The organism is Roseibium album (genome assembly GCF_001404515.1).
Classification (GTDB): domain Bacteria; phylum Pseudomonadota; class Alphaproteobacteria; order Rhizobiales; family Stappiaceae; genus Roseibium; species Roseibium album.
This window is the reverse complement of the sequence record NZ_CXWE01000002.1, coordinates 128516-145593: the sequence shown is the minus strand read 5'-3', so window position 1 is coordinate 145593 and position 17078 is coordinate 128516. Positions and strand designations below refer to the sequence as shown.

Sequence of the window (17078 nt, the reverse complement as noted above, 5' to 3'; positions counted from 1 at the left end):
GCAGGTCCGCATGCTGTCCGTCGGAACAAATCCTAACAAAAATCAACATCTTCACAATAGTATTGTTGATTTTTGTTGAATTCGCGGTGCAGAATAGCCTTATTCGACCAGGAACTTTGGTGTAAACAGGCCTCATGTCGAAATACGAAACAACGCTCTTACAGACAGTGGATATGCGCGGCACCGTCAGCGTGCAGGAGCTTTCGCGTATCCTTGGGGTATCGGATCAGACCATTCGGAGGGTCTCGCGGCCGTTGGTCGATCGGGGGGCTCTGCAAAAGGTGCACGGTGCACTGGTATCGACCAAGTCGGCACCGGACCTGCCCTATCTGGCCCGCATGAACCTGAATCGCGAGGCCAAGGTGGCGATCGCCGAAGAAGTCGTGAAGATCATCAAGGACGGCGACAGCATTGCCATCGATACCGGGTCGACGTCCGGATTTGTCGCACAGGCCCTTCGCAGCCTGCGCGAACTCACCGTTGTCACGAACTCAGCCTATGTCGCGAGCACGCTTGCAATGATCCCGGGCAACAATGTCTCCATGGCCGGGACACAGCTACGGGATCACGACGGAGCATCCTTTGACCGTTCGGCATTTGACGTCATAGACCGGATGCAGGTGGATTACGTGCTCCTGTCCGCATCGCTTGTTGATGCCCGGAACGGTTTTCTCGTTCACGAGCAGTGCGAGGTCGACATCGCGAGTGCGATGCTGGCCAATGCGGGACGCGCGATCATGGCAGTCGATCACTCGAAGTTCGAGCCGCAGGTCCGCAAACCGGTGCTTCGTCAGCCTACGCTGAAGCCCGGAGATTACCTCGTCACCGATCGGGTTCCTCCGGATGAATTTTCCACGCTGTTTGCCAATCTGGAAGTTCGGGTGGCCTAGTCGCGGATCGCAGGCAGTCAGATAGAGAGCAGTAACGTTTGTTTTGCCGGCAAAGCGACGGACGTAATTCTTTCGGAACCGCAAATTGATGATATTGCGCCCAGGCCAAACCACGAATTTCGATACGATATCCGGGGCACATGCAGGCGCCGATGGGACGGATTGGACCATGACACAGATTTTGAAGGTTCTGTTGTTAGCGGCCGTTGCTTTCTGGATGTCAAGCGCGCACGCCCAGGAAGACGTGACACTGTCGATCAGGAATGTGATCGAGCGGCAGGCACTTTTTCACAAGGCACCCGGTTCCACCGGTGTCGTTCTCGTTCACCAGTCGGGGAATGATGCCGCCAGCTGGGCCGACATTGCCATCCAGCTCCAGGAGGCAGGTGTCGCCTCGATATCACTTGAGTCGGTCTCGGTAGAGGACGTCAAATCGGGGATCGATTTTCTCCGCCAGCGAGGCAAGCGTCGGATCGTGTTGATCGGTGCAAGTCTTGGCGGTGCGGCCGCACAGGGCGCAGCCTTGCACAAAGGCGAAGTTTTGGCCGATCTCGTAATCCTGCTGGGAACAGCCCACGGAGACATGTCAGACGCTGTTGGCGTCGACAAGCTGTTCATTGTGACCGAAAGGGATTTCTTCCGGGCTCGAACACACTCAAGCTTCAAACAGGCGTCCGAGCCGAAAGAACTGGCTATCTACCCCGGCTCCGCGCACGGACAGGACATGTTCAATGAAGACTTTTCTGACGACCTGTTGAGACGCATACTGGCCAGGGTGACAGGTTTGGAGTAGTCGGGGCCCCCTAACAGCGATTTTGATCAAGGACTGGAAGGGGCATTGGCAAAGCCCATGCAAAGCCCATGCTCTGGCTGAAAGCGGTTGTTGATCACGGGGCCTGGCAATCGGTGATCTGATCCATTTTGAAGGGTCGGCCTAAAGTGCTCGGGCAATTTTCCGGAGGCCGTCTATTGCTGTTTCAACTGCCGCCGCATCGATCGGGTCATTTTGGTAGACCAGATAGGCAGGCCTTTTCAGCAACGGGGCTGCTTCCAGCCGGAAAAGCCTTTTCTCCTCGATCAGTTCCCGGACGACCCTTATTGGGAAGTAACCAGAACCGCCGAACTTCAGGATATATTGCAGCCCCTGTGTGCCAAGCCCGACGGTAATCGCAGCCGTTTCCATTTCCGGAAAGGCAGCAGCGTGGGCGTCCAGATAAACGTCGCCCCAATCCACAAACACGAAATCCTCGACCCATCCGGATGACACTTCGCGCATTTTCGTGCTTACGAGAACAAGCTCGTCATCCAGCAGTTTTTCAATCGTCAACCCTGTTGTGTGGCGCGGCTGGTACATGATGCCGATGTCCATCAGACCATCGGACAGTTTTGACATTTGGGCGGGTGAATAGTCCGCCTGTAAATCGAGTGCGATATCCGGTGACTGATCGCGCATCCATGCCATCCAGTCGATCACCAGGCTGTCCCAAAAACTGACCTGTGCACCGACGGTCAACACGCCGCGGAACTCGGGCCTGAGCGTCACTGTTTGCAGTGATTTTTGCCAGAACATCTGGATGTTGGCGGCGTGTGACAGAAACTGATGGCCGGCGGCTGTCAAACGGCAACCGGAATGCTCGCGTATCAAAAGCGCGTGACCAAGTGCCTGTTCGAGCATCTTCAACCGCGCGCTCACGGTTGACTGAGTGACGTTCAGAGCTTCGGCGGTTCTGTTGAAATTGCCGGTTTTGGCAAGGACAATGAAGGTTTTGATCTGGTCGAGTGTCATGTGGCATCCACGAAATCAATCGGAATAATCGATTGAGCTTATCATATTATTTCGTTTTTCAGATCGATTGTTGTTGCTCATTATTCGCCTTATCCGCGATATCGGGAAGGCAGTTAGGGCATGACAACCAATCTCAAGCAGGGCCTTCTGCTCAAGGGTGCAAAGCTTCATCCGGAAATTGACGGGTCGGTTCAGGGAATTGTTCTTATTACCCTTGGTATCAGTGTTTTCAGTATTCAGGATGTCTTGATCAGGACCCTTGGGAGTACTTACCCGGGATTCGAGATAATGTTCTTTCGAGGATTGGTGGCCATAGTTCCCATTTTTGTGTTTGTTATCTTTAGTGGCGGCCTGGAGACGCTGAAAGTTTCTCACCCCTGGCTGAACATACTGCGGGGGCTTCTCGCGTTGACATCCTATACTTTCTATTACATGGCTTTGCAGGCATTGCCGCTTGCCGTCTCGACTGCAATCTTCTTTTTATCGCCTTTGATCGTCACGCTGCTGTCCGTGATATTGCTGCGCGAAACTGTCGGAATTCGGCGTATGGCGGCAGTGCTTGCCGGATTTGTCGGCGTGATGATGATTGTCGGTCCCACCGACGGAGACGTTTCAGCCGAGATGATCCTGCCCATACTGGCCGCCGTGGCCTATGCGATCAGCATCATAATCACGCGCCATATCGGGAAATCACAAACCGGTTCATCACTCGCGTTCTACGCCATGTCGACGTTTATCGTGGTCAGCGGACTGGCAGGATTGTTTCTGGGCGGCCAGACAGATGCGGCTTCCCATCATCCGAGTATTGCCTTCCTGCTGCGTGACTGGGTTGTGCCAACAGCCGGTGATGCGTTCCTGATTGCCGTTTGTGGCGTGATTTCCGCATTCGGCTTCTACTGCCTTGCGCAAGGATATCGAATTTCACCCGTGAGCGTGGTTGCCCCATTTGAATTCGTTGCAATGCCTCTTGCGGTTTTCTGGGGGTTTCTTGTGTGGGCGGAAGTGCCTTCAGGTCTTACCTTGTCCGGGATACTGGTCATCATTTTCAGCGGAATCTATGTTTTGCAGCGGGAAGCGCGACCGGACAGAAAGCGTCTGACGTCGGGCCGGACCGTTCGTCTGCGGTTGTGAGCCGGTCGGTGCACGGCGCTGCGATAACAAAGCGCCCGGCTCGGCGAGTTCCTGATCTCCGCAGGACCGTTCCCGGTTGCAGGTGCACGTCATCAGCACCCGGTATTTTTCAGGCTTTACCGGAATTCCAAAACGCGTATCCCGGCCTCGTGCAGCATCTGGCGTGACACCTGAAAACTGTGGTCGAGGGCTCCGTCCGATTGAGGAATGGGCGGTGCAACGATTTGTGGAATGCCGGTCTGGATGATTGCCCGGCCACAGTCCGCGCAGGGAAACCGGTTGACATACAAAGTGCAACCGGCGAGGCAGATCCCGGCACGTGCCGCATTATAGATCGCGTTCCTCTCCGCATGCTCGAACCAGAAGAATTTCTCGCCGCTTTTCCGATCAAATCTCGCCGGATCGGCGGGTGAAACCCCACGCGACAATCCGTTGTATCCAGTGGATCTGATTTCATGGCCAGCGGGAGATACTATGACGCACCCAACCTGAAAATCACGATCTTCAGACCACAGGGAGATATGGTCGCAGAGCGCCATGAAGCGCCCGTTCCATGTCTGTGCGTCTGCCATCCTCTTCAGCTCCCGTCCAGATTTTTGCTCAGTTGCTCGCCAACGGTTTCCGGCAAGGCTGTAAAGGGTGGCAACACCCGGCGCCACCCGATGTCATTCGATCTGAGGCCTACCAGAAACTTGATGCCGGGTATCAGTGTCGGACCCGCAAGCAAGCCACGCTGGCGTGCGATTTCATCACTGATCGTCCTTGGCGGTGCAGCCCGTCTGGACCAGGCTTGCGCGGCGATCGGAGCGGTGACGTTAACGCTCGCCGAGATGCATCCTGCAAAACCGTCAACTGCAGCACTTTGCAGGACTGTTTCAGAACTCGGAAAGACGTTCAGGGAAGGGCAGGTTGAAACAATCGAGCGGCAATAGTCCAGGTCACCTGAGGAATCCTTGATACCCGTGAACCGGTTTGGCGCGACCGACACCAGGTCCGAAATGACTTCGACAGGTATGGAAATTCCTGTCATCTGGGGGAAATTGTAGAAATAGATCTGAATGTCGCGTGACCCCAGAGCATCATGGAGCGCGAGGTACCATGCCTGCAGGCCCGACGGTGACAGGGGTTTGTAATAGTATGGTGGCAGTACCAGAGCGATGGGAAAGCCGAGGTCATCGGCAAAGGTCGTAAGTGCGACGGTCTCCTGAAGCGATGGTGTGCCCGTGCCGACCATGAGGCGTTCCTTGGGAAACGCTTCGACGGCCCAGGCCATCACCTGCCGCCGTGACGCATTGTCGAATGAATTGGCTTCACCGGTCGAACCGAGAACATTCAGACCGTCGCCACCGTTCCTGAGTATCCAGTTGCAATGCTCGATAAACGGCTCTCGCATCGGCGAACAGGTCGTGTCGACCGGCGTTGGGACTGCTGCGATCACGCCTTCCATCAGACCACCCCTGCGTCGGCTCGCTGTGCGGCGAGGGCCGTCAATCCGGGCGGATCCTTGAGAGGATCATCGCCCTTTGTCCACCCACCCGGTTCCAAAAGGGCGTCGGCCTCGTTCCTGAAGGCTGCATCGTTCACTGCAATAAAGGCGTGCTCGGCATCTTCGACTTCATCGGCATAGCGGATTGCGTCTACCGGGCAAATACTCTCGCACATACCGCACTCGATACACTCGGTCGGGTGAATGTAGAACATGCGTTCGCCCTCGTAGATACAATCGACGGGGCATACCGTCGTGCATATGCCGTCCTTGACATCAATGCAGGTGCTCGTGATCACAAGGGTCATCCGGTTCAGTTTCCTTTCCAGACAGGTGCCCTCTTGTCCCGGAACGCGGCAACACCTTCGTCAGCGTCACTTGAATTCAGTGCTGCCTCAAGTTCCCTTGTCGGGTACTGAAAGGCGTCCTGCAACGGCAGATGCGCCGTCTGCCGGGCGACCGCCTTGATGGCCTGCAGGCTCAGTGGTGCACACTTCAGGAGTTCGGCGACCCAACGGTCCGTTTCCTCATCCAGCTGTTCAGGTGAAACGACAGCGTTCAGCAGCCCGTGACGCTCCATTTCGGATGCTTCCAGAAGCTGGCCGGTCATCATCATTCCCATTGCGATGTTTCGCGGCATCAACCGGGGAAGCAGCACCATGCCGCCATCCAGGGGCACACGGCCGACCTTGGCTTCAGGCAGGCCGAAGCGCGCCGTGTCGGCGGCAATGACGATGTCGCACCCGAGAACCATTTCCAGTCCACCGCCAAGCGCAAGGCCATTGACCCGGGCGATCACAGGTGTCGACATCCTACGCAGCGCAATTCCCGAAAAACCGGACGTGCTGATACGTTTCCAGTATTGCATTCCGGACAGTCCGGTTTCTTCTTTCAGGTCGGCGCCGGCGCAAAACGCCCTCGTACCTGCACCGGTCAGAACGGCGCACCGGATTTCCGGTTTGCGCTCGACTTCGTCCCAGACCTCTGCAAGCCGGGCATGGGTCGCACTGTCCACCGCGTTCAGACTGTCGGGCCGGTTGATCGTCACGCGTGCGACATGTCCCGAAACTTCGAACTCGACACTCATTCAGCCGCCTCGTTGTTCAGAAACATCGCCAGTTCCTGAAGCACTTCATCGGTGTGCTGACCGAGGCGGGGCGGCAGATGCCTCACGATCATTGGTGCTTTGCTCAGGTGAACGGGAGACCCGGCAAGCGTGATGTCTCCAAGAACGGGATGGTCGATCGACTGCAGCATGCCGTTGATTTCGGTCTGCGGATCTGCCAGGGCTTCCCCAAGCGAGCGGACCGGTGCGCAGAGCAGGTCCTGGGCTTCCAGCCTCTCAAGCCAATAGGACGACGTATTCCCGGCAATCGCCTCCGAGAACCGTGCCTGAAGAAATGGCTTGTGCTTGCGTTGGGTCTCCAGGGTCGGATAGTCGGGAGACAGGTCCTCGATTTCCAGAGCTGTGCAGATATCCTGAAGCGGGTTCGCCTTGAACGCACCCACGATCACGATGGCACCATCGCTTGTGTCGAAGACACCTGTCAGGGGCATGGCAGCCCAGTTCAATACCTCCCTGTGTTTGGACCACTGAGCCGCTTCCTGCATCTGCATCGCGATCATGCTGTCGTAGAGCGAGACCTCAACTTTCTGACCATGACCTGTTTTGTCGCGCATCAGCAAGGCTGCCAGAATTCCCTGAACCAGATGCATCCCGGCCGAATAGTCGCACAATGTTGTCGGATAGATCGACTTGGGAATCGACGGGTCCTGGGTCTTTTCCATGACGCCGGTCATTGCCTGCGCCAGAACGTCCTGTCCGCCCTTGTGGGCATAAGGGCCGGTCGATCCGAAGCCGGTTCCGGAGGCACAGATCACTTTCGGGTTGATTTTCGAAAGGGCGTCATACCCGAAGCCGAGACGATCCATCACGCCTGCGCGAAAATTGTCGACCACCACGTCGGCAGTCTTGACCAGATCGAGAACCTGCTTGTGTCCGGCTTCGGACTTCGTGTCGATCTCGATCGAGCGCTTGTTCCGGTTCAATGACGCGAAAACGGCATTGTTCAATGCTTCTTCGGTCTGCAATCCATAAAACCCACGGCTCAGGTCTCCGGTGCCCGGTCGTTCGATCTTGATGATGTCTGCTCCGAAATCACCAAGCATCTGGGTTGCGCACGGGCCCAACATGACCTGCGTAAAGTCAATGATGCGAATGCCATCGAGTGGCATGATATTCTCTGACATGAAAACCTCTGTTATTCCGCCGCGACGTTGTCTTCGATGAGTGCGTTCGGCGACGGCCTGTCTCCCGGGTCTGCGCCCTGTGCGCGCATCTGTTTCTGGATGGCCGTGTGATCGACCATGCGCAGTGGAACGTCGCCGTTCAGCGCCAAGGCAGTTGCGACGCCCGCAGCTTCGCCCTGTGCCATGCAGGGGGGGATTTCGCGTGACAGTTTTTGAGCATCACTTTCAACCGAGTAGTGACGACCGGCGACAATCAGATTGTCGATGCCCTTGGGAAGCAATGCGCGATACGGCGTGTAGTAATCGCGGCCACGGCAAACCGTGTCGGTGAAATAGCGCCTTGATTTCACGTCATCCTTGTTGACGACATACTCGCCCTGCAGCATCCGTGTCTGCCGGACACCCATTTGCTCGGCGGCGCCTAGCATTGTGGCGTTTTCGAAGCCGGGAATGTTCTCTTTTGCGAACTTGTGGAGTTTCATCATCCGCTCGCGGCCCTCTATTTCAGAGGCAACCATGTCCTCAACCGAGAGCCCGTCATACCCGGGCATGTGCGGGCAATTGCACCACACAACGCCGGGTATCGGCGTTTTGAGCCACCACATGCCCCAGGCCCCGCCAATCCGGCGCCGCGCTTCGCGGTCGAGCTTCTTGTATGTCTCGGGATCGGAGAATTCGAACGCCACGGCCTTGTCGGTGTCGACGTTCGAGAGGCGGAACACCGTCGTGACAATATACTGGCCGTCGATGTACTTCGCCCCGGCCGCCACGCCGACATCCAGGTCACCGGTGGCATCAACCACGTATTTGGCGCGGATAGCCTGCCGACCGAGCTTGGTCTGCGCTATCACGCCGGTAATACGTCCGTTTTCCATCAGAACATCTGAAAACCAGCTGTGTGTGCGCAGGTTCACCTTCGCCTCGACCACCATGTCGAGACTGACGCGTTTCCAGGCATCGGGGTCAAATGCGACGGCGTGAATGATCGGCTGCGGCATCATGGCCTTGTGGAAGTCGATACAGCCCCAACGAGACCACTTTTGCCACATGTCCCAATTGGTCTGACATTCTGCCGGCGGTGGGTAGACGGCGGCATCCTGGCGCTCCATACGTTCGACGAATTCGCTGACAACCCCGGTCGTGACGATTTCATTGCCCTCGTTCACCATGTCGTCCAGTACCAGCACCATGCCGCCTGAAGCCATGCCTCCAAGATGGTGATATCGCTCCAGAAGCGTTACCGAGGCGCCGTTCCGGGCTGCCGAGACCGAGGCCGCGTGGCCTGCGGGTCCCGCGCCGACAACGACAACATCGCAATCTGCAACAACGGGGACCTGCGCCCCTTCCACCTGGACCGTGGTTGTATGACGCTCTGCCATAATCCTTGTTCCTTGTTCTAAAATCTCAATCGCTTTTGAAAGGTCAGGTCCGCTACCAGCGAATGACGAGTTTCTCGGCGACAGAAACGGCAGTGAAGAGAAGCACCGACAGCCCGGAAGACACGAAAACCGTCGCGTAGAGAAGCGGTGAGCGGAAATTGAAAGTGCTGTCTATGATCAGCGCACCCAATCCGACATCCGCACCGATCCATTCGCCTACAATTGCCCCGATCACGCAGGTCGTTGCAGCGATCTTCAAGGCGGAGAAGAGAAACGGCAGCGAAGACGGCAGGCGGATTTTCCAGAAAACCTCCGACTTGGAAGCCGACAAAATCCGGGCAAGCTCAAGCGTTTGCGGCGACACGGCCTGCAAACCGCGTACCATGTTCACCAGGGTCGGGAAAAAGCAGATCAGTGCCGCGATCACCACTTTTGCGGTCATGCCGGCTCCGAAAATCAGCACGAGTATCGGTGCGATGGCGAGGATCGGGATCGTATTGATGAAGACGGCGATCGGGAAAAACGCTTTTTCGATTGACTGGCTGTGCACAAATGCGACAGCAATCAGGATCGCAGCCAGATTACCGACCAGGAAACCCGACAGGCTCTCGATCAGGGTCGGCCAGAAGTTCCTCATCAGCAGAGCGAATTCATTGGTGAAAACGGCCAGAACATCCGTAGGTGCCGGGGCGATATAAGTCGGCACCTCGAACAGTCTCACACCGATCTGCCAAATGAGAAGCAGCGAGACGGCGGTACCGAGCGGGATCGCTACGCTGCCCGCGCGCAGCCTGATCTGGTCAAGCACAGTCGGTTTCGGGTCTTCAGCTTGTGCGGAGACTTGAACCAGGGACATCAGCACTCCTCCAGAAGCCGGCGAAGCTGGCCGCAATACCGGTTGAATTCGGGGGTTTCACGCAATGCGATTTCGCGTTCTGAAGGCAGGTCAATGTCGACGACCTGCTTCACCCGGCCCGGGTTTGCCCGCAGCATGAGCACTTTCTGCCCCAGGAAAACCGCTTCGGGGATCGAATGGGTAACGAAAAGAATGGTGACACCGGTCTCGCGCCAGATGTCGCGAAGCTGCAGATTCAAATGGTCGCGCGTCATCTCGTCGAGTGCGCCGAACGGTTCGTCCATCAGCAGGAGCTTCGGTTTGCAAACCAGCGCCCTGGCAATGGCAACGCGCTGGCGCATACCGCCTGACAATTCGTGCGGCAACGCGTCTTCGCGGCCTTTCAACCCGACCAGATCAAGCAGATCCTGCGGGCTCTTGTCCGACATCGGGATTTTCAGACCCCGTTTGCGGCCCATCTCCAGCGGCAGTTCCACGTTCTTCAGGGCACTGCGCCAGGGCAACAGGGTCGCGTCTTGAAAGACGAACGCGAATTCGCGTGCGAGACGGGCTGCTTCCGTTGTCTTGCCCAGGATTTCAACGTTTCCCGTTGCGGTAGGAACAAGGTCGGATACCAACCGTAACATAGTGGATTTGCCGCAGCCCGATGGTCCCAATATCGTCCAGAATTCGCCTTCGCCGATTTCCAGGCTGATGTCTTCAAGTGCGGTGAAGCTTCCGAACTTCACCGATGCCCCGGACAGGCAGGCCGCAACATTGCGGCTTGCCATGTCCTGATGTGGACCTTCGTCCGCAATATCAGCCAAACGTTGGACGGGCATCTTTGGTCGCCTCGAGAATGTCCAGCGTCATGATGTCGGAGACCTTCGGCGCTCCACCGGTGAACTGTTCAAGGCTGTTATAGGTGTCGATCTGCTCCTGCCAGTTCTCCGTGGTCATGATGCCCCAGCCACCGGCCTTGGTCTTGTCGTTGAACGAGAAGCCCAGAACCAGGTCGACAGCTTTCATTTCACTGTCCTTGTCGAGGTTCGGGTATCGTTCGACCAGTGCGTCGACACCGGCGGTCGGGTTTTCGTAGACGGCACCCCAGCCCTTGGATATCGCGCGGATCGCACCGATTACCTTGTCGCTATGTTCCTGAAGAACGTCGTCCGTCGTGTAGTAGGGATTGGCATAGAGCTGTATTCCGGCGTCCCAGAGTTTCATGTCGACCCGCTCGTCCCCGAGAACGGACAGCGCACCGACATTGGTCTGCCAGCCTGTTGCCACATCGACCTGACCAACCTTCAACGGTGCCATGTCACCACCCATGACCGATACTTCCACCTGATCCTCTTCGATGCCGTTCTTGGCCAGAAGTGCGCGAAGCAGAATTCTGGCTGTGCCCTGTGTGGCGACTTTCTTGCCGATCAGATCCTCCGGTTTGCGTACCGGATTGCTTTCCATGGAAAAGTAGGTGAACGGATGCTGCTGATAACCGGCTGCAACACATTTGATCGGCAGACCTGCGGATCTCGCCAGCATCAGTGAAGGTGACGATGAAATCGAACCGAAATTGTTTGCGCCCGATGCAACCGACGCCACGCCGTCGATATTCGGTCCGCCCGGAATAATTTCCAACTCCAGACCTTCGTCGGCAAAGTAGCCGAGCTTGTCGGCCATGACCTCGCCAAGGATGCCGTTCGAGGCAAGCCAGCCGAGCTGCATCTTGATCTTGAAGTCAGCAGCCTTTGCCGGTTCGATCGAAAAGAATGTACCTGTTGTCGCCAGACCGGCGGCCGCGCCGAAGCCCTGAAGAAGATGCCGGCGATTAAGTCCCCAATTTGTCATGTGTCCGTCTCCTGGTAGGTGATTTTTTTTGTATCTCCCTATTCCTTTCAGCCTAGACGCGTGCCGGGTGCTGCGGATAGAATTTAGTTTTGCACATAGCGATGCCTTTTTTGCATCGCCTGAGGATTGAACCGGATGCACAGCAAGTTCCTGAACTATTTTGATGAGGTTGCCCGGCAGGGTTCGATCCGGCGCGCCGCCTCGGTCCTGCATGTGTCTTCGTCATCGGTGAACCGTAAGATTCTAGACATCGAGCAGCAGTTGGGCGTAAGGCTCTTCGACCGCCATGCGGAAGGTGTCGAACTCACGGCAGCAGGCGCTGTTGTCCTTGAACATTGCAGGAAGACGATTTTCGATTACGAAAAGATACTTCATCTTGTCGCTGACATTCGGGAGATGCGTGCCGGTCACATTGACATTGCGTCACTGGATTCCGTTGCTTTGAGCCTTCTGCCCTCGGTCATCGACCAGTTTGCCCGTGAATATCCGGACATCACCTATACAATCAGGACAGCGCAACCGGACGAAATCGTTCGTGCGGTCGCCGAAGGGGATGCCGGGATCGGCGTTTCCTTCTGTAACGACCTTCACCCGGGCGTAAGGCTGCGCACGGAGAAATCAGCTCCCATCGGGGCGATCCTCAACAAGAACCATCCTCTTGCAGAACGCGACGCACTGGATATCGAGGATCTGACACCGTTTTCGCTCATTCGCTCCTATGATGCGCTTACGGAGCGCTCGCTCGTGAATCTCGCACTTTCCGACGACAAGGTCCCGCTGAAAACGGCCTGCTTCACGAATTCTCTTCCGCTCGCCCGATCAATGATCCTGAGCGGGCATGGCGTTGGCCTTTATTCGAAAATCGGGTTCCTGAATGAAATTGAAGCCGGGAAGTTGCGTTACATCTCTCTCAAGTCCAGTTTTCTGAAGGATCTCAGGATCGGCATCCTGATCCCGGGCCGCAGCAACCAGACCCCCATCGAGAATTCGTTGTGCCGGATCCTCTCGAAATCTCTCAGATCGCTGCGTCTGGACTCCTGACCCGCCATACAACGAGGGTCAATTCCTCGATCCGGCAACTGGGTGCGTCACCTCAACTTCGTTCCGGGTCACACCAGGCGGTCGAAATGATCGCTATCTGGTCAGTTCTACCGGATCTACACCGCGCCACGTGCCTTTGCTCGCCATCACGCGATTGCGCAAATAGCATGTACGGTCAGCAAGTTTGTCGGATTTTTTGCACGTCGAGACAGGTTCAATGTGTGCCATCCCCATAGGCCGCCTTCCGCATGGCAGCGTCGGTCTTCCATATGGAGAACGTCATTCCATCAATATCGGCAAGTCGGTGCTGAAAGTTGCCGTTGATCAGGCTGCCGTCAAGCGTGTCATACCAAGCACGGACCTCATCAATCTTGGCAGTGAAGTCCAATATGCGCGGCAAGTCGGATTGGTCGCAGGTTGGCATACAACGCCTCGGTATTGGCAGGCAGAGATGAAAAATGCTGCTCCGCGTTGTCAAATGCCGTCTGGGCACTTGTCGGATCGGAATGAAAACCGGCACCGGTCCAGGACGATCCATTGCAGGTTCGAATGATCTTTGGATCCCGGTTGCTGTCGGGCCCGCACATCCAGAGGTCGCTGTCGTCAGGTGCGGTTGGCGCCAGGCCTGTGTGCGAATGTTCTGCCTGAAATGACCAATGACTGTAGAAAACCCACCCGACACGTCTCATTTTTTTCGTCCATCTGAGATGATCCCACCACTCCCAGGGTGGTTGGGTGATGTCGCGGACGCACGGTATGGCCCAGCACAGTGTTAGGCAACGAGAGGACCGGTCAGCGGGAAATCGCCCACGCATTCAGCTCGCCCGTTCGGTCTCCCGACATTCAGAAAAAGCCTGGATAGTTGCTGCGTGAGCTCTTGCCGGGCATTGGCGACAGCCGTTCCGAATATCCGTATTGGCTGGAGGCAGAATTATGCAGCGGGTTGCAGGAATGACTATTTTTTGGAATCGAAATCAGATTTATGGCTTTGGCGGTTCAAGGGCCCGAAGCCGGTGTCAATGAGGGGGCCTTTTCGTTGAGGCGCACCTGGTTTGCCGGGGATGATGCGTTCAATTGTCAGGCCAGGGCTTCTGCGAGGGAGGATTTGAAAGATTGTTTTTCCTTCAGATCCAGGCCTGAGTGCAGATCGATGATGTGGCTCTTCTGGATCTCTTCAGCCGCGCTGCAATCCCGGTTTTTCAGCGCATCCAGAAGCGCGTGATGCGAATGACTTTCGCAGGCCGTGTCGGACCGCTTCCAATAGAGCGCGATGATGAGCGAGGATCTGGAGATCAGCGATCGCACCATGCTGGAAAAGACCCGGTGATCCGCAATCTCCGCGATTTCAGTGTGAAAACTTCCTGAAAGGGCGAGTGCCCGACCCATGTCGCTCGCGTGGAGCGCATCGTGCTCTGCTTCGAGGTGCTTGTGAAGTCGGGAAAGATCGTCTTCGGTGATGGATTCAGCTGCAAGGCGGGCCACGGCAGGTTCAATGAGCGCACGGGCCTGAAAGACTTCATGCGCCTCCCGGATCGTTGGTTTGGCGACAAATGCGCCGCGATTCTTTTCGATTGTTACCAGACCCGAATGGGCAAGCGCTTGAAGGGCCGCACGGACCACAGTGCGGCTGGCGCCATAGATTTCCCCGACCTCATCTTCGGAAAGTTTCACACCCGGAGCGAGACGGTGCTCCAAAATTGCTGTCTGCAGTTTCAGACAGATGTCGAGGGCGCGGCCTGCGGGCAAGGCAAAAACCTCGTGCAGGGATCTGGCCGAGCCGGACTTTGAAGATGAGATAGGTTTGGGCATCTTTGCTGAGAACTATCGGGCTGGTGTTTGCAGGATGATAGTCGGGGATGCCTGACGCGGCAAACATATATTGTATACGATTAGTGATTAAAACGTACTCAATCAGATTAAAAATCGTGCGAGTTGTTGGGCGTTGGGCATTCCGGAAATGCCGATGAAATACAATAATTCATTTTAAAACAAAAGCTTAATATGTTTGGCATGGACATTGCTCATTCCGATGGAATTGAATTCTTTCGGAGAGACACCATCAATGGCGAAGTCCCTTGATCTCGAACTCGCTGCCGTTACCAAGAAATATGGGACGACGGTTGCCGTTGAGGCCATCTCGCATCGCTTCCAGGCCGGGTCCTATTCCTGCCTGCTTGGTCCTTCGGGGTGTGGCAAGTCTTCGACCCTTCGCATGATCGCCGGTCACGAAGTGGTGTCGGAGGGCGACATTCTCCTGGGTGCATCCAATGTCACCGACTTGCCACCGGCCCGCCGCGGCACGGCAATGATGTTCCAAAGCTATGCGTTGTTTCCACATTTGAGTGTCATAGACAACGTCGCCTTTTCCCAGAAAATGAAAGGTGTCGACAAATCTTCACGCCTGAAGAAGGCGCGCGAGTTGCTCGAGCTTGTCGATATGGCCGCGTTTGCGGCGCGCCTGCCCGAACAGCTGTCCGGCGGGCAACAGCAGCGGGTTGCCCTGGCGCGGGCCTTGATCACGGAACCTTCGGTTCTTCTGCTTGATGAGCCATTGTCGGCGCTTGATCCCTTCTTGCGCATAAAGATGCGTCTGGAGCTGAAAAGGCTTCAGCGGGAACTCGACATATCGTTCATTCACGTGACCCACAGCCAGGACGAAGCGCTTGCGCTCGCCGACGACATCATCGTCATGAACAATGGCCGGATCGAACAGGCCGGATCTCCGAGGGATGTCTTTGAAAGTCCCGCGACGGAGTTCGTCGCGCGTTTCATTGGCGGTCACAACATCCTGGAAAGCCGTGGAGCACCTTTTGCGCTACGGACTGACCGGTTGCAGGTCGCAAAGACCGGGGCGGAGAGCGGCGACAGCCTCGCTGCCACGGTGCGGGATGTCGAATATCTCGGCGCGACTGTCAATCTTGCCCTGGAGACCGGGGCTGGCAGTGACCTGACAGCAGCTCTGCCCGACGGGCTTTTCTTTCAAGACCCAATCGAGATCGGCTCAACCGTCTTCCTCAGCTGGAAGCCGGAAGATGCCCACCACTTGGCGGGGTAATCGCCGCCAGAAACAGCCCACCCAAGGGGCTCAAGACACCTTCCACGGGGAACAGGAGTTGAAAGTGATTGAGAAAACAGTGAGCAAAAAAGGTTTTAGCCGGCGGAGCATATTGAAAGGCGGCGCGGCAGCAACTGGCGCGGCGATCGGTTCGGGTGCCGTTTCCGGGTTTCCGACGATCTGGGCGCAAAACATCAAGGATGTGACCCTTCGCCAATTCGGAACGGGCGTCTCGAACCTCAATGAGGTTGCGCAGAAGGTAAAGGAAGATCTCGGTTTCAATCTTGAAATGACGGCCCTGGATTCCGATGCCGTGACACAGCGCGCGGCCACACAGCCGGACAGTTTCGATATTGCCGACATCGAATACTGGATCTGCAAAAAGGTTTGGCCGACTGGCAACCTGCAGCCGATGGATACGTCCAAAATCAAGAATTACGACAAGATCGTGGGCATTTTCAAAAGTGGCAAGCTGACGCCGGAGTCGGACATTGCACAGGGAACGGCGCCACACACTGTCGGTTTTGTTGACGGACCCGACAGCAAGAGTTTTGCGACTGAAGAAACTGGCTGGATGACGCTGATCCCGACGATCTACAACGCCGACACCTTGGGCATTCGTCCGGACCTGATCGGCCGTCCGATCGAAAGCTGGACGGAACTGCTCAACCCGGAGTTCAAGGGAAAGGCTTCGATCCTCGACATCTCGTCCATCGGTATCATGGATGCGGCGATGGTGTGTGAAGCCATGGGGGAAGTCCAGTATGGCGACAAGGGCAACATGACCCGTGAAGAGATCGACAAGACCATGGCGATCTTCACCGAAGCCAAGAAAAACGGCCAGTTCCGCGCTTTCTGGAAGACCTTCGATGAAAGCGTCAATCTGATGGCTTCCGGGGAAGTGATCATCCAGTCCATGTGGTCACCGGCCATTACAGCGGTGAAGTCCCGCGGAATTCCGTGCGTCTATCAACCACTCAAGGAAGGCTATCGCTCCTGGGGCGGCGGTATCGGCCTATCCAAGAGCTTGTCCGGTCTCGAGTTGGAAGCCGCCTATGAATACATCAACTGGTATCTCGATGGCTGGGTTGGCGGCTTCCTGATGCGTCAGGGTTACTATTCGGCCGTTCCGGAAACCTCCAAGAATTTCATGTCCGAGAACGAGTGGGGCTACTGGTTCGAAGGCAAGGAAGCAACCGGCGATATCACCAGCCCGTTCGGAGATGTGCTGGCAAAGGCCGGTGACACCCGCGATGGCGGGGCTTTCCTTGAGCGAATGGGCGCCGTGGCGTGCTGGAACGCCGTCATGGACGAGAACCAATACATGGTTCGCAAGTGGAACGAATTTATCGCCGCTTGAAGTGTCGCAACAAA

Annotated in this window: 18 protein-coding genes; 6 read left to right on the top strand and 12 right to left on the bottom strand. The window is 56.4% G+C overall.

Annotated elements, in window-relative coordinates; all coding sequences use genetic code 11:
- Window positions 1-134 precede the first annotated feature (134 nt).
- The gene (locus LA5095_RS05975; protein WP_055113036.1) at window positions 135-890 is read left to right on the top strand and encodes a DeoR/GlpR family DNA-binding transcription regulator; all 756 of its coding nucleotides are present in this window, start codon (window positions 135-137) and stop codon (window positions 888-890) included.
- A gap of 169 nt (window positions 891-1059) precedes the next feature.
- Window positions 1060-1683: a hypothetical protein gene (locus LA5095_RS05970; protein WP_144435934.1), complete on the top strand. Its 624-nt coding sequence runs from the start codon at window positions 1060-1062 to the stop codon at window positions 1681-1683.
- Between the two features lie 141 nt (window positions 1684-1824).
- Here LA5095_RS05970 and LA5095_RS05965 read toward each other — a convergent pair whose 3' ends face one another.
- Window positions 1825-2676, bottom strand: a complete 852-nt coding sequence (locus LA5095_RS05965; RefSeq protein ID WP_055113032.1) for a LysR family transcriptional regulator — start codon at window positions 2674-2676, stop codon at window positions 1825-1827.
- Window positions 2677-2796: 120 nt separating this feature from the next.
- Between LA5095_RS05965 and LA5095_RS05960 the strand changes: the two genes are divergently transcribed.
- Complete coding sequence (locus LA5095_RS05960; RefSeq protein WP_055113030.1) at window positions 2797-3807, top strand: DMT family transporter; 1011 nt, start codon at window positions 2797-2799, stop codon at window positions 3805-3807.
- A 116-nt stretch (window positions 3808-3923) separates the two neighbouring features.
- Here the strand turns inward: LA5095_RS05960 and LA5095_RS05955 are convergent, their stop codons facing one another.
- Genes LA5095_RS05955 through LA5095_RS05915 form a run of 9 tightly spaced genes read right to left on the bottom strand, consistent with a single transcriptional unit; the run spans window position 3924 to window position 11608 of the window.
- Window positions 3924-4379, bottom strand: coding sequence for a deoxycytidylate deaminase (locus LA5095_RS05955; protein ID WP_055113028.1), 456 nt, complete (start codon window positions 4377-4379; stop codon window positions 3924-3926).
- 5 nt (window positions 4380-4384) lie between these two features.
- Window positions 4385-5254, bottom strand: a complete 870-nt coding sequence (locus LA5095_RS05950) for a dihydrodipicolinate synthase family protein (protein ID WP_055113026.1) — start codon at window positions 5252-5254, stop codon at window positions 4385-4387.
- Entirely contained in the window at window positions 5254-5601 is a 348-nt protein-coding gene (locus LA5095_RS05945) for a 4Fe-4S dicluster domain-containing protein (RefSeq protein WP_055113024.1), read from the bottom strand. Before LA5095_RS05945 ends, LA5095_RS05950 begins: the two co-directional genes overlap by 1 nt.
- Before the next feature lie 5 nt (window positions 5602-5606).
- Window positions 5607-6380 carry an enoyl-CoA hydratase-related protein gene (locus tag LA5095_RS05940; RefSeq protein WP_055113022.1) on the bottom strand — a complete coding sequence of 258 codons (774 nt, stop codon included), beginning with the start codon at window positions 6378-6380 and terminating at the stop codon, window positions 5607-5609.
- On the bottom strand, window positions 6377-7543 hold the full coding sequence (locus LA5095_RS05935; protein ID WP_055113019.1) for a CaiB/BaiF CoA transferase family protein: 1167 nt from the start codon (window positions 7541-7543) through the stop codon (window positions 6377-6379). Before LA5095_RS05935 ends, LA5095_RS05940 begins: the two co-directional genes overlap by 4 nt.
- A gap of 11 nt (window positions 7544-7554) precedes the next feature.
- On the bottom strand, window positions 7555-8922 hold the full coding sequence (locus tag LA5095_RS05930; RefSeq protein WP_055113017.1) for an FAD-dependent oxidoreductase: 1368 nt from the start codon (window positions 8920-8922) through the stop codon (window positions 7555-7557).
- Between the two features lie 52 nt (window positions 8923-8974).
- The gene (locus LA5095_RS05925) at window positions 8975-9778 is read right to left on the bottom strand and encodes an ABC transporter permease (protein WP_055113015.1); all 804 of its coding nucleotides are present in this window, start codon (window positions 9776-9778) and stop codon (window positions 8975-8977) included.
- On the bottom strand, window positions 9778-10548 hold the full coding sequence (locus LA5095_RS05920; protein ID WP_055114188.1) for an ABC transporter ATP-binding protein: 771 nt from the start codon (window positions 10546-10548) through the stop codon (window positions 9778-9780). The genes LA5095_RS05925 and LA5095_RS05920 overlap by 1 nt, the downstream gene beginning before the upstream one ends.
- 28 nt (window positions 10549-10576) lie before the next feature.
- A complete protein-coding gene (locus LA5095_RS05915; RefSeq protein WP_055113013.1) occupies window positions 10577-11608 on the bottom strand; it encodes an ABC transporter substrate-binding protein in 1032 nt (343 codons plus the stop codon).
- Window positions 11609-11743: 135 nt separating this feature from the next.
- On the opposite strand from LA5095_RS05915, the gene LA5095_RS05910 reads away from it, so the two are divergent.
- On the top strand, window positions 11744-12649 hold the full coding sequence (locus tag LA5095_RS05910; protein ID WP_055113011.1) for a LysR family transcriptional regulator: 906 nt from the start codon (window positions 11744-11746) through the stop codon (window positions 12647-12649).
- A gap of 214 nt (window positions 12650-12863) precedes the next feature.
- Here the strand turns inward: LA5095_RS05910 and LA5095_RS32310 are convergent, their stop codons facing one another.
- Window positions 12864-13073, bottom strand: a complete 210-nt coding sequence (locus LA5095_RS32310; protein WP_144435935.1) for a hypothetical protein — start codon at window positions 13071-13073, stop codon at window positions 12864-12866.
- Window positions 13074-13726: 653 nt separating this feature from the next.
- Window positions 13727-14458 carry a GntR family transcriptional regulator gene (locus LA5095_RS05900; RefSeq protein ID WP_082442617.1) on the bottom strand — a complete coding sequence of 244 codons (732 nt, stop codon included), beginning with the start codon at window positions 14456-14458 and terminating at the stop codon, window positions 13727-13729.
- 253 nt (window positions 14459-14711) lie between these two features.
- On the opposite strand from LA5095_RS05900, the gene LA5095_RS05895 reads away from it, so the two are divergent.
- Both LA5095_RS05895 and LA5095_RS05890 read left to right on the top strand, forming a co-directional pair.
- Window positions 14712-15704, top strand: a complete 993-nt coding sequence (locus LA5095_RS05895; RefSeq protein ID WP_055113007.1) for an ABC transporter ATP-binding protein — start codon at window positions 14712-14714, stop codon at window positions 15702-15704.
- Window positions 15705-15768: 64 nt separating this feature from the next.
- Window positions 15769-17064 (top strand): ABC transporter substrate-binding protein, encoded by a 1296-nt coding sequence (locus LA5095_RS05890; protein ID WP_235808810.1) that lies wholly within the window; start codon window positions 15769-15771, stop codon window positions 17062-17064.
- The last annotated feature ends 14 nt before the right edge of the window (window positions 17065-17078 follow it).

Coding starts and splice junctions, on each gene's coding strand:
- LA5095_RS05975 (WP_055113036.1), top strand. CDS start 135: ATGTCGAAATACGAAACAACGCTCTTACAGACAGTGGATATGCGCGGC.
- LA5095_RS05970 (WP_144435934.1), top strand. CDS start 1,060: ATGACACAGATTTTGAAGGTTCTGTTGTTAGCGGCCGTTGCTTTCTGG.
- LA5095_RS05965 (WP_055113032.1), bottom strand. CDS start 2,676: ATGACACTCGACCAGATCAAAACCTTCATTGTCCTTGCCAAAACCGGC.
- LA5095_RS05960 (WP_055113030.1), top strand. CDS start 2,797: ATGACAACCAATCTCAAGCAGGGCCTTCTGCTCAAGGGTGCAAAGCTT.
- LA5095_RS05955 (WP_055113028.1), bottom strand. CDS start 4,379: ATGGCAGACGCACAGACATGGAACGGGCGCTTCATGGCGCTCTGCGAC.
- LA5095_RS05950 (WP_055113026.1), bottom strand. CDS start 5,254: ATGGAAGGCGTGATCGCAGCAGTCCCAACGCCGGTCGACACGACCTGT.
- LA5095_RS05945 (WP_055113024.1), bottom strand. CDS start 5,601: ATGACCCTTGTGATCACGAGCACCTGCATTGATGTCAAGGACGGCATA.
- LA5095_RS05940 (WP_055113022.1), bottom strand. CDS start 6,380: ATGAGTGTCGAGTTCGAAGTTTCGGGACATGTCGCACGCGTGACGATC.
- LA5095_RS05935 (WP_055113019.1), bottom strand. CDS start 7,543: ATGTCAGAGAATATCATGCCACTCGATGGCATTCGCATCATTGACTTT.
- LA5095_RS05930 (WP_055113017.1), bottom strand. CDS start 8,922: ATGGCAGAGCGTCATACAACCACGGTCCAGGTGGAAGGGGCGCAGGTC.
- LA5095_RS05925 (WP_055113015.1), bottom strand. CDS start 9,778: ATGTCCCTGGTTCAAGTCTCCGCACAAGCTGAAGACCCGAAACCGACT.
- LA5095_RS05920 (WP_055114188.1), bottom strand. CDS start 10,548: ATGGCAAGCCGCAATGTTGCGGCCTGCCTGTCCGGGGCATCGGTGAAG.
- LA5095_RS05915 (WP_055113013.1), bottom strand. CDS start 11,608: ATGACAAATTGGGGACTTAATCGCCGGCATCTTCTTCAGGGCTTCGGC.
- LA5095_RS05910 (WP_055113011.1), top strand. CDS start 11,744: ATGCACAGCAAGTTCCTGAACTATTTTGATGAGGTTGCCCGGCAGGGT.
- LA5095_RS32310 (WP_144435935.1), bottom strand. CDS start 13,073: ATGCCAACCTGCGACCAATCCGACTTGCCGCGCATATTGGACTTCACT.
- LA5095_RS05900 (WP_082442617.1), bottom strand. CDS start 14,458: ATGCCCAAACCTATCTCATCTTCAAAGTCCGGCTCGGCCAGATCCCTG.
- LA5095_RS05895 (WP_055113007.1), top strand. CDS start 14,712: ATGGCGAAGTCCCTTGATCTCGAACTCGCTGCCGTTACCAAGAAATAT.